Source organism: Streptosporangium sp. NPDC002607, assembly GCF_053592655.1.
Genome location: NZ_JBSFWD010000110.1, coordinates 1 through 13,471, shown reverse-complemented (window position 1 = coordinate 13,471; position 13,471 = coordinate 1). Strand labels below are relative to the sequence as shown.

The 13,471-nt window shown below is 67.0% G+C and carries 14 protein-coding genes and 1 pseudogene; 7 read left to right on the top strand and 8 right to left on the bottom strand.

From position 1 onward, the window contains the following. Nucleotides 1-214: 214 nt before the first annotated feature. The 4 genes from ACWD3H_RS46680 to ACWD3H_RS46665 all read right to left on the bottom strand — a co-directional run bounded on the left by ACWD3H_RS46680 (nt 215) and on the right by ACWD3H_RS46665 (nt 4,115). Entirely contained in the window at nt 215-2,299 is a 2,085-nt protein-coding gene (locus ACWD3H_RS46680) for a prolyl oligopeptidase family serine peptidase (protein ID WP_451959656.1), read from the bottom strand. A gap of 489 nt (nt 2,300-2,788) precedes the next feature. Beyond that, nucleotides 2,789-2,917 (bottom strand): hypothetical protein, encoded by a 129-nt coding sequence (locus tag ACWD3H_RS46675; protein ID WP_451959655.1) that lies wholly within the window; start codon nt 2,915-2,917, stop codon nt 2,789-2,791. Between the two features lie 104 nt (nt 2,918-3,021). Beyond that, nucleotides 3,022-3,348: a branched-chain amino acid transporter permease gene (locus ACWD3H_RS46670; RefSeq protein WP_451959654.1), complete on the bottom strand. Its 327-nt coding sequence runs from the start codon at nt 3,346-3,348 to the stop codon at nt 3,022-3,024. After that, nucleotides 3,261-4,115 carry an AzlC family ABC transporter permease gene (locus ACWD3H_RS46665; RefSeq protein ID WP_451959653.1) on the bottom strand — a complete coding sequence of 285 codons (855 nt, stop codon included), beginning with the start codon at nt 4,113-4,115 and terminating at the stop codon, nt 3,261-3,263. The genes ACWD3H_RS46670 and ACWD3H_RS46665 overlap by 88 nt, the downstream gene beginning before the upstream one ends. 62 nt (nt 4,116-4,177) lie before the next feature. Here ACWD3H_RS46665 and ACWD3H_RS46660 point away from each other — a divergent pair, with 62 nt between their 5' ends. After that, the gene (locus ACWD3H_RS46660) at nt 4,178-4,633 is read left to right on the top strand and encodes an Lrp/AsnC family transcriptional regulator (protein WP_451959652.1); all 456 of its coding nucleotides are present in this window, start codon (nt 4,178-4,180) and stop codon (nt 4,631-4,633) included. Between the two features lie 327 nt (nt 4,634-4,960). Here ACWD3H_RS46660 and ACWD3H_RS46655 read toward each other — a convergent pair whose 3' ends face one another. Continuing rightward, complete coding sequence (locus tag ACWD3H_RS46655) at nt 4,961-6,484, bottom strand: hypothetical protein (RefSeq protein ID WP_451959651.1); 1,524 nt, start codon at nt 6,482-6,484, stop codon at nt 4,961-4,963. Between the two features lie 151 nt (nt 6,485-6,635). On the opposite strand from ACWD3H_RS46655, the gene ACWD3H_RS46650 reads away from it, so the two are divergent. From ACWD3H_RS46650 to ACWD3H_RS46635, 4 genes are read left to right on the top strand one after another with little or no spacing between them, the layout of a single operon-like run. Beyond that, nucleotides 6,636-7,298: a response regulator transcription factor gene (locus tag ACWD3H_RS46650; RefSeq protein WP_451959650.1), complete on the top strand. Its 663-nt coding sequence runs from the start codon at nt 6,636-6,638 to the stop codon at nt 7,296-7,298. Next, nucleotides 7,295-8,410, top strand: a complete 1,116-nt coding sequence (locus ACWD3H_RS46645) for a sensor histidine kinase (RefSeq protein WP_451959649.1) — start codon at nt 7,295-7,297, stop codon at nt 8,408-8,410. Before ACWD3H_RS46650 ends, ACWD3H_RS46645 begins: the two co-directional genes overlap by 4 nt. A 4-nt stretch (nt 8,411-8,414) precedes the next feature. Next, a complete protein-coding gene (locus ACWD3H_RS46640; protein ID WP_451959648.1) occupies nt 8,415-8,588 on the top strand; it encodes a hypothetical protein in 174 nt (57 codons plus the stop codon). An 11-nt stretch (nt 8,589-8,599) separates the two neighbouring features. Then, nucleotides 8,600-8,758, top strand: coding sequence for a hypothetical protein (locus ACWD3H_RS46635; protein ID WP_451959647.1), 159 nt, complete (start codon nt 8,600-8,602; stop codon nt 8,756-8,758). A gap of 19 nt (nt 8,759-8,777) precedes the next feature. On the opposite strand, the gene ACWD3H_RS46630 is transcribed toward ACWD3H_RS46635, so the two are convergent. Beyond that, complete coding sequence (locus ACWD3H_RS46630; protein ID WP_451959646.1) at nt 8,778-9,509, bottom strand: alpha/beta hydrolase; 732 nt, start codon at nt 9,507-9,509, stop codon at nt 8,778-8,780. Between the two features lie 487 nt (nt 9,510-9,996). After that, entirely contained in the window at nt 9,997-10,917 is a 921-nt protein-coding gene (locus ACWD3H_RS46625) for a serine protein kinase RIO (protein ID WP_451959645.1), read from the bottom strand. A gap of 166 nt (nt 10,918-11,083) precedes the next feature. On the opposite strand from ACWD3H_RS46625, the gene ACWD3H_RS46620 reads away from it, so the two are divergent. Continuing rightward, nucleotides 11,084-11,317, top strand: coding sequence for a hypothetical protein (locus tag ACWD3H_RS46620; RefSeq protein WP_451959644.1), 234 nt, complete (start codon nt 11,084-11,086; stop codon nt 11,315-11,317). A gap of 270 nt (nt 11,318-11,587) precedes the next feature. Here the strand turns inward: ACWD3H_RS46620 and ACWD3H_RS46615 are convergent, their stop codons facing one another. Next, nucleotides 11,588-12,658 carry a LacI family DNA-binding transcriptional regulator gene (locus tag ACWD3H_RS46615; protein WP_451959643.1) on the bottom strand — a complete coding sequence of 357 codons (1,071 nt, stop codon included), beginning with the start codon at nt 12,656-12,658 and terminating at the stop codon, nt 11,588-11,590. Nucleotides 12,659-13,267: 609 nt separating this feature from the next. Here ACWD3H_RS46615 and ACWD3H_RS46610 point away from each other — a divergent pair. Further along, nucleotides 13,268-13,471: pseudogene (locus ACWD3H_RS46610) on the top strand (RICIN domain-containing protein); the annotation flags it as partial.

The following is a 13,471-nucleotide window of genomic DNA, read 5'->3' as shown; positions in this document are numbered from 1 at the left end:
GAATCCGGTTCTGCTTCAACACCTCACCGGAAACGACGATCGACGCCCTTGGCCGTTGGGTGTAGCCGTCCGCTGATGCCCGGCGTTCGCCAGTGGGGACCGGCGCGACAGCCGGGCCCCACGCTGACCGGAAAGCGAAAACAACCCTCAGCCGACCGCACGAAGATCATGAAAGATCGAGGCTGATTCCAGTGGTTACGGTCAGGCCCCGTTCTCAGTGTGGTTCTGCGGCAGTCTCGTGAGGACGCATGGTTGTTTTTTTCGGTGACAGACCGGTGTGTTTTCCGGCGAAGGCCAGGATGTCCGCGGTCAGGGCGCGTTCCTTGCTCGCGGGAGAGGCGGCGTGGGCGGTGTCGGGTTCTCGACGCATGAGGACCGGCCGGTCACTGCTGGTGGCGTGTTGGAGGGCCGCGCACATTTTGGTGACGTGGGCCTCTCCGGTCTGCAGATCGGTTACCGCGCCGGTGAGGAGGAACGCGGGATAGGGGGCTCCGGGCGTGATGTTGTGGTACGGGGAGTATGTGAGTAGCCATTGGAGTTGTTCGGGTTGGGAGGCGGTACCGAATTCGTCGGTCCATGTGCATCCCAGGCCGAAGTGTTCGTAGCGCACCATGTCACATAGCGGGCCTTCGGCGATGACCGCGGCGTACAGGTCCGGTCGCTGGGTGGCGGCGGCGGTGACCAGTAGCCCGCCGGCGGATTGGCCAAAGATCGCCAGTTGGTCGCGGGTGGTCCGACCGGTGTTGATGAGCCAGGTCGCGGCGTCGTTGAAGTCGCTGATCGCGCGGTGTTTGTGTGGTCCACGGCCGGCGTCGTGCCAGCGTTGGCCTTCTTCGCCGCCTCCGCGTACACAGGCGACCGCGTAGGTGCCGCCGGCGCTGACCCATGCGGCTGCCATGGGGAAGAACCATGAGCGCATCGGCATGCCGAAGCTGCCGTAGCCGTAAAGGAGAGTGGGGCGGGGGCCCTGATGCTCCTCAGCCGGGGTAAACAGGAGCAGCGTGATCTCGGTGCCGTCGTCGGCGTGATAACGCACGCTGCGGCTGCGGATTCCTGGAGTGTGTCCGGCTATCGCGGCGCCGGTTTCTTGTTCCGTCTTCCCACTGGCGGCGTCGTGGCGATAGATGGTGGGGGGTGTGGTCGCGTCGCAGTAGCTGAACCACGCGTGATGCCCGTGTGGGACGTTCGTGCGCAGGGATGACACGACGCCCGCGCCGGGAAGGGGCAGATCGGTGAGCAGCCGACCACTGGCCAGGTCGTGCAGTGTCAGGGTGGAGGTGCCGTGGCGGGCGCGCGCCACCAGCAGGAGGGGCTGCGGAAGTGCCGGGCCGTCCAGGACCAGACACTCGTCCAAGGGGGCTTGGGGATCTTCGGCCACCAGCGCGCGCCATGCGGCCGGGTCGGTATCGTGCCGGTGCGCCGTACAGATGCGGCCACACGGGGCCTGGTAGTCGGTGACCAGCAGCAGATCGTTGTCCGCGAGGAAGCGTGGGAGAACACGGGCGCCTATGGTGCGTCCATCCACGATCCTGATGAAATGCGGGGCTTCCGGATCGGTGAGCTCGGCCACGTACACATCGTTGTGCGAGGCGGGCCCGACCATCGCAGTGATCGCCAGATGATGGCCGTCGGCGCTGACCGTGAGCCCGTAATAGTGCTCTGGGGCATCGTCACCGCCGAACACCACCGCGTCGGTCCGCCAGGGCGAACCGATCCGATGCAGCCTCACCCGCCGCTGCAAACGCATGTCGCCGGAGGCCAGTTCCTCATCGGGAACACGGCTGACGTAGTAGAACGCATCCCCTCCGGGCAGCCAGGCGAGCGAGGTGTTACGGGCGCGTGGCAACGGCCCGTCCACCGTCTCCCCGGTACGCACGTCCAGCACCATGATGTCGCTGCCGGGCTGCTCGGCGACCTCCATTTGGACAGCCACACGTTCGCCCTCGCGCGATGGCCACCAGGCATACAGCCCGGTATGGCCGGACGGATCGATCTCTGCCGGATCGACCAGCACCCGCCTGTTCCCCTCAGCGTCAACGACGAGCAGGCGCCGTTGCTCATCCCCACGGAGTTGCTCGGCAAGGAACATGACCGGACCACGCACCATCGGAGGCTCGGACACGCCGAAGGATGACATCTGATCCACCAAGGACGCCCACGATTGCTTCTCACGCCATCCGGCGCGATATTCGCGGAAGAGACGATCCTGGGCCGCGGCCCAGTCCCGCACGCGCGCGTCATTGCCGTCTTCCAACCATCGGTAGGGATCGGAAACCGGGAATCCGAACAGATCCTCCACCACATCGCTGCGCCAAACGGCAGGGTAAGACAATCGCGCCACAAACGTCCCCCGATGCATCGCCCCGCCCGCAATTAGGTCGAGGCACTGCGGTCTTGACACCGCAGTACCTCGGCTCATTCAGCTACGACTGGCCGCGAAGAATGTCCGCCTGCCAGCCGCGTACGCCCCCAATGCGGGTAGTCGGAGTGGAATCACGATACGGTAGGTATCCATTCATGTCAGCCTCCCGGATTCGTTGATTCGCCCGGAATGAGCGATTACGACGACAAGTATCCCCGCACCCGGGATCGATAAACACAGGCATCGCTCTCGACGGTGAGCGCCAATCCTCCCTGGATCCTCGGCACGTACGTCGGCCATATTGGCTATCCTCCTGCTAAAATTTCATGCAAGAGAAAAAGACGTACTAGAATGCCACGTCTATATCGATCTAGCGCAACAGTAATGCGGAGCCTTTCGAGATAGATCCCGGGGCTGACGACGTTCTCAAATCGTGAGACCGAGAGCGATCAACGGGTTGCCGAAATCATCGCGGGCCCAGCGGGTTCCCTCGGCGAGGCCGGCGATGTCGGTGAAGTTGAGCAGCCGCAGCGCGCCGATCGCGTAACTGCGCATGACCGCCAGGACCGATGGGGCTGAGGCTGTCCGGCAGGCTCCCCACATGACCCCGCCAAAAGTGACGGCCGGCTTCGGGGCAACTTCATGCACGCGATGGGTCGTCAGGTCTGCCAGAGGGTCGACAGCACCACGTGCAAGGTGGTCGCGCCCAGGACGCTGATCACGGCGTTGCGGGTTTTCAGGTGCAGCCCGATCGCGGTGGCCAGGGCCGCCGCGGTGGGCACGACGGCCGACCAGGTGGGGCGGACCTCGCGCAGGGTGTACAGGGCGAGGATCAACATGATGCCGGTGGGCATCTGCAGGGCGAGGTAGCCCAGGAAGGCCGAGCGGCGCAGCGGGGTCAAGACGGCGAAGGGCAGGGCGCGCAGACCCCAGGTGACGGCGGCGCTGACGGCCACGGCGGCGGCCAGGTAGTGCGGACTGGGCACGGGTTTTCACCTTTCCCCGGCTGAGGCGGCCGCGGCGGGCACGGGGCGGGCGTGATCGTCGGGCGCGCGGGAGGCGGTGTGGCGGTCCACGGCGTAGCGGAGATCAGCAGGCCTGCGGTGAACAGGGCCATCGCGGCCGGCAGCACCTGCCCGGGAGTCAAGAGCGCGGCGACGGCGAAGCCGGCCGCTGCCAGCAGGGGAGCGGGCAGGTCCCGCCGAGCGCGCCAGGCGTCGATCGTCAAGACCACGAACAGGGCGGTCAGGGCGAAGTCCAGGCCGTGCAGGGTGAGCGGGATCAGGGATCCGGCGAGCGCGCCAAGGGTGGCTCCACCGACCCAGTAGCCCTGGCACAGCACCTGCATCCACAGGATGCGGGCGCTGTTCCAGGAGCGGGCGCGATCGCCGGCGGTCAGGGCGTAGGCCTCGTCGGTGAGCGCGAAGGTGGCGTAGATGCGGCCGAGCGGCCGGACCTGCGACAGCGGGAAGGACAGGGCGTAGAAGACGTGCCGGAGGTTCACCAGCAGCGCAGTCACCGCGATCTGCCCCAGCGGTGTCACCGAGGCGACCAAGCCCAGCAGCAGGAACTCCAGCGACCCGGCGTAGATCACGGCGGTGAACACCGTGGCCCACCACCAGCTCAGCCCGGTGTGCACCACCAGGACGCCGAAGCTGATCCCGAGGGGGAACAGGCTGAGCCCCACCGAGGCGGTGTCGGCCGCTGCCGCCGCGAAGTCCCGCGACCCGCCCCTCGCTCGCATTGCACTCATGGAAGCAATTTTAGTGCGTATAGTGCATAATATGGTTTCAAAAATTATCAGGAGTAAAGCGTATGAGCAATATCATTAGTCTTGATCACATTGATCGTGAAATATTATTTCACCTTGCTCGGGACGGCCGGTTGTCGAACGTGGAGCTGGCCGGCCGGGTGGGGCTGACACCCCCGCCGTGCCTGCGCCGGGTCAAGCGCCTGGAGGACGCCGGGGTGATCGCCGGGTACCGGGCGCAGATCTCCCCAGCGGCCCTGGGCCGTTCCCTGGAAGTGGTCATCTCGGTGGAGATCGCGGTCAACGACCTGCAGACCGTGGAGGACTTCGAATCCCGGGTCGCGGCGCTGGAGGAGGTCGTGGAGTTCCGGCGCATGTTCGGCCGCCCGGACTACTACATCAGGGTGGCGGTCGCCGACCCGATCGTCTACGAGGAGTTCCTCAGCCGGCAGATCCTGCCGCTGCCCGGGGTCTCCCGGGTCGACTCCCACATCACCATGAAACGCATCAAAGGGGTCTAGCCCGCATACGCCCGAAACTCACATCCGATCTCGATGTACCGGATGACGCACCCGGTTCGTGCGGCTGCCATCGCGGTGAACCCGCAGGTCGGCACCATGTACTGGATAAGAGACCGTTGCCACGTACCTGAGGCGGAGCATCAGGGGTGTCGATTTCCGAAGCAGCCTGCACGGATGCCCGAGGTGCTTGCACTGTCGGCGTAAGGGCCCAAAGGCGGTTCGGCGGACCTCAAGGTTCGGGCATGTTTCCGGCATTGTCTGAGCCGTATCCCGGGGTGCTACCGCCGAACGCGCCGAGCGGGTTCTGCACCTTTGAGGGAGCGGGACCTAACGTGGCGCTTTCCTACGGTGCACGGCCATCGCCACCCCGAGGGCGAGGGCGGCATATCCGCAGGTCACGGTCAAACCTCCCCATGGCGGGAGCGGGTAATAGCCCCCGAGCAGTGACTGGTCCACGTCCACATGCGCGAACGTGGGGACGCTCTGCGTGATCGCGAACCCGGCGGCAGGGGTGATCATCAGCAGCCATGGCACCAGACCCGCGGTCGCCAGCAGGTAGGGCACGACGACCAGCGCGATGGCCAGCCCGATGGCGACGATGCCCCGCTTGACCAGCGCGGCCAGGCCCAGAGCCAGCACGGCGGCGGCCGCGGTCAGCGCCGCGTAGCCGACGATCACCCGCAGCTCGGTACCCAGGGTGATCGGCTGAATCGGGTTCTGATTGGCACGCAACATCGCCAGGCCGACAGGGACCACGACCCCCGAGGTCACCAGCCCCGTCACGAACGCGACCGCGCCGATCACCATGGCCTTGGCCGCCAGCAGCCACGCTGGATGCGGCTCGGCCGGCAGGCCGGCCCCGATCAGCCCCCGCCGGTGTTCCGCCGTGAAGAACGAGACCGCCACCACGAGCACCAGGATCAGCCCCACAGCCCCGCCGATCAGCATGAGGTCAGCGCGCAGACCGCCCTCCACCGTGGCGGGCCCGATGTCACCGCCCCCGGTCACGAGGAGCTTGTCACCGGACTCGACGACCCCGCCCGGGTGATGCGGGGTCTTGCCGTCGGGCCCCAAGGAGACGCCGACGTCGTCACGCCGCCACGAACCGTTCGCGCCCTGCAGTTCGATCTGGTCGAAGGTGGCGGTGGCCTGGGCGAAGGCTTTCGCCATCTCCCACAAGGCGCCTGGCGAGGTGGCGAACAGCCCGATCTCGACCGTCTCCGGCAGCCCGGTCAGCTTGACCGTGCCGACCTCGGTCCACGTCTTTCCGTCGCCTGACTCGTAGCCGGTGAGAGTGTCGCCCGACCTGGTCAGCCGCAGCCACTGTGGCCCCTGCACAGGACCACCGGCCACGTCGTGGGTGAAGTTGTGCTGCATCCTCACGCCGTGGCTGCCGGTGATCATGACGGCGGCGTACGGCGTGCCCTGCGTGAGGCTCTGCCTGACCAGGAGCCCGGCCTTCGCCCAGGGCACCACCCCCTCCTTGACGTTGCGCACCCCGGGTACGACGTCCGGCAGCCGCATCTGCCCGGTCATGTCCGACACGCGGGCGGTGATGCTGCCGTTCCCCTTGAGCGGCTGGTGCACGAAGTAGTACTTGTCCTTCACCGCCGTGCCATCGGGTCCCACCAAAGGCGCGGGGCAGGGGCCCTCGCCCTTCCAGGTCACGCAGGTGCTGCGGGCGCCCCCGGCGATCAGCAGGCCGAGCGACACGGTGACCAGCACGGAGGCCGCCATGGTGAGCACCCAGCCCCACGCGGAGCGGAACTTGGTCCACTCCGCGCGCAGCAACTGAGGGAAACGGTCCTGCCCGGCCCGCCGGCTGGATCGGTAAGGCGTGAATGAACTCATGCCGACGGTTGTACGCGGCACCCGGTTCCAGCCGGGTCGCAGCCGCTGCGACCCGGCTGGAACCTGGGATCTGGCACCGTTGACCCATGGCACCTCGACCCGGCGGCCGGTTCGGCCGCCCCGCCCGCACGACGACCGGCGGTGAGTGGCGGTGAGGGTCCTCGTCGTCGAGGACTTCGAGATCCTCGCCCGCTCCATCGGAACCGGGCTGCGCCGCGAGGGCATGGCCGTCGACGTCGTCCTGGATGGAACCGCCGCCCTCGACCGCCTGGCCGCCACCCGCTACGACGTGGTGATCCTCGACCGCGACCTGCCCGGCGTCCACGGGGACGAGATCTGCCGGCGACTCGCCCACGGCCGCTGTCAGACCCGCGTACTGATGCTCACCGCCTCCGGCACGATCGAGGACCGCGTCGACGGGCTCAGCCTCGGCGCCGACGACTACCTGCCCAAGCCGTTCGCGTTCGCCGAACTGGTCGCCCGCGTCCGTGCCCTGGCCCGCCGCGCCACCCCGCCGCTACCGCCCACCCTGGTATGCGGGGACATCACCCTCGATCCGGCCCGCCGTATCGCGTCCCGGGCCGGCCGGCGCCTTGACCTGAGCCCCAGGGAGTTCGCCCTGCTCGAATGCCTGCTCGCCGTACCCGGCCTGGTCATCTCCGCCGAGGAACTGCTCGAACGCGTCTGGGACGAGGCCGCCGACCCCTTCAGCAGCGCCGTCAAGCACACCATGCACCGGTTACGAGCCAAGCTCGGTGCCCCGCCCGTGATCGAGACCATCCGCGAAGGCGGCTACCGCATCGGACCGTCATGACCCTCCGGACGCTCGCCGGCAGGTCCCTGCAGACGCGGCTCGCGCTCGCCTACGCGGCGGGCATCTACGCCGCCGGGGTCTTCGTGGTCGTATTCGTCGCCGTCCCGCTTGCCAGCATCCACGCGGCCACCCCCAAAGACCACCCCTCATCGAGTGCGATCACCGAAACCGGGCCCGGGATCGGCCTGCCCCAACTCCTCACGGGATCCGCCGTCGCCCTGGTCCTCCTGATTCCCATCGCCCTGGCTCTCGGCTGGTACGTCGCCGGCCGGTTCCTGCACCCGCTGCGCGCCATCACCGCCACCGCCAAAATCATCTCCGCCGGAAACCTTCACCAGCGCCTTGACCTCGGCGAGCCCACGGACGAGCTGACCGAACTCGGCCACACCCTCGACGACCTGTTCGCCCGCCTGCAAGCCTCCTTCGACGCCCAACGCCACTTCGTCGCCAACGCCTCCCACGAGCTGCGCACCCCTCTCGCCGGCCTGCGCACCCTTCTTGAAGTCGCTCTCGCCGACCCCGACGCCGACACCGACACCCTGCGCTCGGCCTGCCAGGACGCCCTCGCTCTTGGCGAACACCAGGAGCGGCTCGTCCGGGCACTGCTCGCTCTGGCCACCAGCGAGCGCGGCGTCACCCGCTGGGACACCCTCGACCTCGCCCACGTCGTCGAAGGAGTGATCGCCTCCCGCCGCGACCAGGCAATGGAGAGAGGCATCGACCTAACCGAACACCTGACGCCCGCAGTGACGGCCGGGGACCCGAGACTGATCGAAAGCCTCGTCGCCAACCTCATCGACAACGCCATCCGCCACAATCACGAAGACGGGCACGTAACGGTCGCCACACAGACCTCCGGCACGCAGACGGCCCTTACGGTCACCAACAGCGGGCCAGTCATCCCCGACAACCAGATCCAGCGTCTCTTTCAAGCCTTCCAGAAACTGGCGCCTGATCGTCACGGCCGCCACGACGGCTACGGCATCGGCCTCGCCATCGTCAATGCCGTCACGCAAGCTCACCACGCCACCCTCACCGCCAGCGCACGCCCCCAAGGCGGCTTGTCCATCACCGTGCGGTTCGCGCACGGATCTCATCCGAACCTTCCCTGATGAGGTGCTCCAGACCCTGGCCTCCGACGACGCCGACCTGATCGGCGCGTTGCCGGCCTTCGAACCGAGGGTGGAGCCCGACCTGCCGGCCGCCAACCCCGGCCCGGCCTGGGCGCTGGTGGTCGAGTCGGTCGCCGCAAGGTACGGGCTGAGTGCCTCACGGCGTGGGCCCAGCTGATGGAGGCGCTGGTGGCCGGGCGCCGCCCCGACCGGCCGGTACCGCCGATGGCCGGTACCGCCGCGATCGGGGCGGTCGTGTATCTGCTGGCCACCGCCATTCAGGAGGGCCGGGACCTGTCCTCGATGAGCGACATCCTGGCCGGCATCGCCTACCGCCTACTGGCCTGACGGCGGGGCCGGCCGGCGGCTAGCTCAGGTGCCGGGCGAAGAACCGGGCTCCGGCATCGATCTCGAACGACGGGACGCCGGTATGGCCGCCGAGATTGGCGTGCAGCGTCTTCTCCTTGGAGCCGAAGGCGTCGAACAGGTCCAGGGCCAGCTGCCGGTCGTTCCCTTCGTCGTCCCACTGCAGCAGGACCTGCAGCGGAATGGTGACCTGGCGGGCCTCCTCGAACAGGGTGCCGGGCACGAAACTCCCGGCGAACAGAAGGGCGGCCGAGATGCGCGGCTCAACCACCGCCAGCCGGATACCGATGGCGATCACCCCTCCCTCGTACCCGACCGGGCCGCCGATCTCGGGCAGCGAAAGAAGGGCGTCCAGGGTCGCCTGCCATTCCGGGACCGCCCTTTCGACCAGCGGGAGGACGAGCCGGTCGACGATCCCGTCGACCGGCTCGCCGGTCTCCAGCGCCCGCAGCAGGTCGGCGCGGGCCTGCTCGGCGGCGGCCAAACGGGGCCGGTCACCGCCCCCGGGGAGCTCGATGGCGGCTGCGGCGAAGCCGTACTCCGTCGCGTAGTGCCGGGCCCGGGCCGCCAGTCGGGGGTGCATCTTGTGCAGCCCGCCGGGGTGGCCGACCAGGATCAGCGGCGCCGGTGCGGATGCGGATGCGGGCGTCCACAGGATGCCGGGGACCTCGCCGAGGGTGAATTCGCGTTCGAGGACGCCGTCGTCGAGGCGCTGTTCGGAAGTGAATTGCATGGTCGTGCCTTTCGGGAGTGCTCTTGAACGGCGCTCCCGGACGACCTATCGTCCGACCGTGACCCCAGAGGGGAGCACCCATGTCGATACTGCGTTCACGGGTACCACCTCCTCGTTCTTTTGCACGGCCTCCGGAAAGCTAGCAGTGGTCGCCGTGGTCCGCCAACGGGTTTTTGCGGAGGCTCCGTGGCCGGATGCCACGGAGCCACTCGCCTAAAGGCCAAGGCCGTGTAGTTAAGAGCTTCGGGCCTGTGACGTGATCGCAGCGTGACGAGATCGGAACTCTACGCAGAGCTACTCGGGGTCTCATCGCAGCTTCCCGAGTGGAGGGCCGTTTAGTGCATGATCCGCTCGTTCGTTGGGGTTCGGCGAAACCCCGTCGGGCGGTCCCTGGGTCTGGCTAAGGTCCGGTCGTGCCGGTGGAGTTTCTGATGTAGGTTCCGGATAGACCTGTCGGTGTCCGAGTGTGTTGTCGTGCAGAATGCGATCAGAACACCATCGTGAGCAGGTCGGCGAACAGCTCCTGTTCGTCGATCTCGAGCCCGCGGTTCGTGAACCACGTGGCCATGTTGTGGCAGTCGCGCATCAGGAAGTCCATGCCCTTCGGGTTGCCGACGATGTCGACGACCTGGGGCAGGTCGATCATCACGATCCGCTCGGCCTGCGCGAGGACGTTGTACGGCGAAAGGTCGCCGTGCGCGAGCCCCGCGCGGGCCAGTTCACGCATGCCGTTGCGGAGCTGCTCGAAGTACACACCGAGCAGCTCCTTCGACGGCCGGACCTGGGCGAGCCGGGGCGCGGCACCGCCCTCGCCGTCGTCGACGAATTCCATCAGCAGCTCGGTGCCGTCCACCTGCACGGGATACGGCACCGGGACGCCGGCCTTCCACAACCGGTTGAGGGCGTCCCATTCGGCGTATGCCCACTGACCGGCCGCGACACTACGGCCGTGCGAGGTCTTCTTCGCCATCGCCCGGCTGTCGCGGCTGTTGCGGGTACGGCGGCCTTCGACGTACGACGTACTGCGGTGGAAGGACCGGTGCTCCTCGGTGCGGTACCGTTTCGCGGCCAGCAGCGAGGACTTCGCCGGGTTGTCGCCGATGGCTTCGACGGCCCGTTCGAGCAGGAAGACGTCGGCTTCCTTGCCGGTTTTGAGGACGCCAAGCTCGGTGTCGATCGCAGCCTGTTCCGTCACAACCCACGAGGGGCGTGGTTCCGGGCCGCGAGAACCGCGCTCGACCTCCAGCCAGGTGGACCACCGCTGATCCGGGCCCAGCTCCTCGTCGACCGAATGGAACTTGAAGACGAAGGCTGCGGCCGGATCTGGTCGGGACTCGTCACCGGTGAATTCGGACCGGCGGGAGTCGAGGTCGGAGTAGGTGTCAGAGAGTTCGTACTCGGAAGACAACGGGTGTGCTCCTGAACAAAGAGGTGGGACTGATGCGGACATGCCGCAGCGCAGTGATGGCCATCCGTCAGCCCTCCTTAGTCCAGGCAGCGCTCTCCGCCGCTCGATCGACCCAGCATGCCCCGCCCGTTTCGGACCCCGCAACGTATTTACCGGAGCTGGGACCGTGCGGTCGGGCTCAGCCGGAGCTCCTGCATCGGCTTCGCGGATCCACCCGCTCCAGCGGCCGAAGTTCGGCGAGCTGCCGGCGTACGCGCGGCCCGGCGACATCGTGCATATCTCCGAGATGTTCCGCCTCGTGCGCGGCACCCAGGGCACCCCGGCGATCCCGGCACAGCGCAAGGCCCGCCGCGAATACGAGAACCGTGTCAACGCCCTTCCGGCTACAGCCGGACCATGATCGTTCTCAGCGCCAACGACTGTACCGATGTTCCCCACAGCCGTTTCCCCCTGACGAGGTCGCCCGGCTCGGCGGCGCGTCGCTCGCGTTGGTGCGGGGCGACGACCGCCGCGACACCGGCCTTTCATGCTCGGACGCCAAGCCGGGTCACCGGTTCCTCAGGCACCGGCGAACAGCAACGATCAGCGAGAGATGGGCATTTGCGTTGACAACTCTGCCGGCAACGCCGGGTTACGTTACGGCCTCGTCAATCGTTCATGCCACAGAAACTTACGTAAGATCCACAGGCATTTTCGGCTTCCCCTGAAAGGCAGCCGTGCTCTCGCGGATCACGAGCTCGGTGCCCAGCTCCACTCGCCTCTGCTGAAGCGACTCCCCCTCAGCCAGGCTGATCAGCATGGTGGCGGCCGTGGCGCCCATCTCGATCAGGGGCTGGCGGATCGTGGTGAGCGGCGGGATGGCCCAGCGACAGGGGGGCATGTCGTCGAAGCCGATCACACTCAGGTCGTCCGGGATGCGTAGCCGCAGCTCGTGGGCAGCATGGTAGACGCCGATGGCCTGGCCGTCGTTGGACGCGAAGATCGCAGTAGGTGGCTCAGGCAATTTCATCAGTCGGCGGGTGTGGGCCAGGCCGTCCTCGATCTGAAACGCCCCCTGGCAGATCAGGTCGGGGTCGACCGGCACGCCGGCGGCATCAAGGGCGGCACGGTAACCGTCCAGGCGTGCCCGGCCGGAGAGCGCGTATTCAGGCCCCGTGATCATCGCGATTCGGCGGTGACCGAGTTCGAGAAGATGACGGGTGGCTTCCAGGCCACCGCTCCAGTTGGTGGCCCCCACCGAAGGTACGCCGCGGCCAGGATCCCCGGCGGGATCCAACACGACCAAGGGAACCTCGCGAGTGGCCAGCCGCACGCGCTGGTCATCCGTGGGACCCGAAAACACCGTGATGACACCGGTGGGGCGACGGCTGAGCACGTCCTCGATCCACCGATGCCCCGGAGTATGCCGACCGCCGAGCTCGGAGATCACCACGCTCATGCCATGCCGCCGGGCGACCTGCTGGACACCCTTGACGATCTCTATCGGATAGTCGCCCGCCAGCTCGTGAAAGACGACCTCGATGAGGCCCGCCGGTTTGATGCGGCGGCGTTGTCTGCGGTAACCGTGCTCTCGGATGAGGCCCTCGACCAGGGCGCGGGTCTCCGGGCCGACCTCCGAGCGGCCGTTGACGACCTTTGAGACGGTGGCCATGGAGACTCCGGCCAGCTCGGCGAGCTGAGAGAGGGTCGGTGGTTCGGAGGGGGCCGAGCCGGCGTGGGGGGATTCCTCGGTCGAGGTCATATCGGGAGTGTATCCGGGCGGCTTTCGGTCTCTCGTCATGGCCGTTTCCGCTGTTCCTCCCCCTTTCAGCTCGCTTCGCCAGACGCTTGGAACGATCGTTGATCCGATAAGTATCGGAAGTCAGCCGGAAAATTTCCGCCGATCGGCTCGGGCATCCCGGGTCATCCATCAGGATCTGTCGAGGAAGTTAGCTGGATTCGGTCAGAATTCTACGGTTGCGAACTGGTAACTTCTATGAAACTTTCACATGCGCGGACAGCTCGACGTGATCTCCCACCGGACGAATGCCCAGGCCGGGAAACGTGTCAGTGGCAATGCCCAGGTCAGCGAGGGTTGTGACTCGTTGACCTGGATCGGACAGTCGGATGTACTCCCCGACAACACATCCACGGGAGCAGGCCATGGAGATCTGGAGTCTCGAATGTTAGCGATAACAGATTTTAGCGGCCGCTACCTCTCAGACGTGGCCAAGGAGCGTTGGATGCCCCCCTCATCTCGAACGCGTGTCCAAGGCGGACTTTTCGCTCACCCTCCGCTGTACCGACGACTGGTCGGGGTGACGTCATGATCGAAATGTTAACGCTAACAAAAGTCTCCAAAGAGGGATGTATGCCTTTTACCAGGCGAAATCATCTGCGCATACTGCTTGCCGCCGTCACCTCGGCCATACTCGTCGGCACCCTGCTCACGCTCGCCACGCCCGTCGCGAACGCGGCGACGATCGACACCAACGCCTGGTATGTCCTGGTCAACCGGACCAGCGGCAAGGCCCTGGACGTCTACAACCTGGCCACCAACGACGGCGCCCGCATC

Bases quoted from the DNA above. Each gene is read 5' to 3' on its own strand.
- ACWD3H_RS46675 (WP_451959655.1), bottom strand. From the start codon at position 2,917: ATGCGCAGTTACGCGATCGGCGCGCTGCGGCTGCTCAACTTCACCGAC.
- ACWD3H_RS46665 (WP_451959653.1), bottom strand. From the start codon at position 4,115: ATGAGTGCAATGCGAGCGAGGGGCGGGTCGCGGGACTTCGCGGCGGCA.
- ACWD3H_RS46660 (WP_451959652.1), top strand. From the start codon at position 4,178: ATGAGCAATATCATTAGTCTTGATCACATTGATCGTGAAATATTATTT.
- ACWD3H_RS46655 (WP_451959651.1), bottom strand. From the start codon at position 6,484: ATGAGTTCATTCACGCCTTACCGATCCAGCCGGCGGGCCGGGCAGGAC.
- ACWD3H_RS46645 (WP_451959649.1), top strand. From the start codon at position 7,295: ATGACCCTCCGGACGCTCGCCGGCAGGTCCCTGCAGACGCGGCTCGCG.
- ACWD3H_RS46630 (WP_451959646.1), bottom strand. From the start codon at position 9,509: ATGCAATTCACTTCCGAACAGCGCCTCGACGACGGCGTCCTCGAACGC.
- ACWD3H_RS46615 (WP_451959643.1), bottom strand. From the start codon at position 12,658: ATGACCTCGACCGAGGAATCCCCCCACGCCGGCTCGGCCCCCTCCGAA.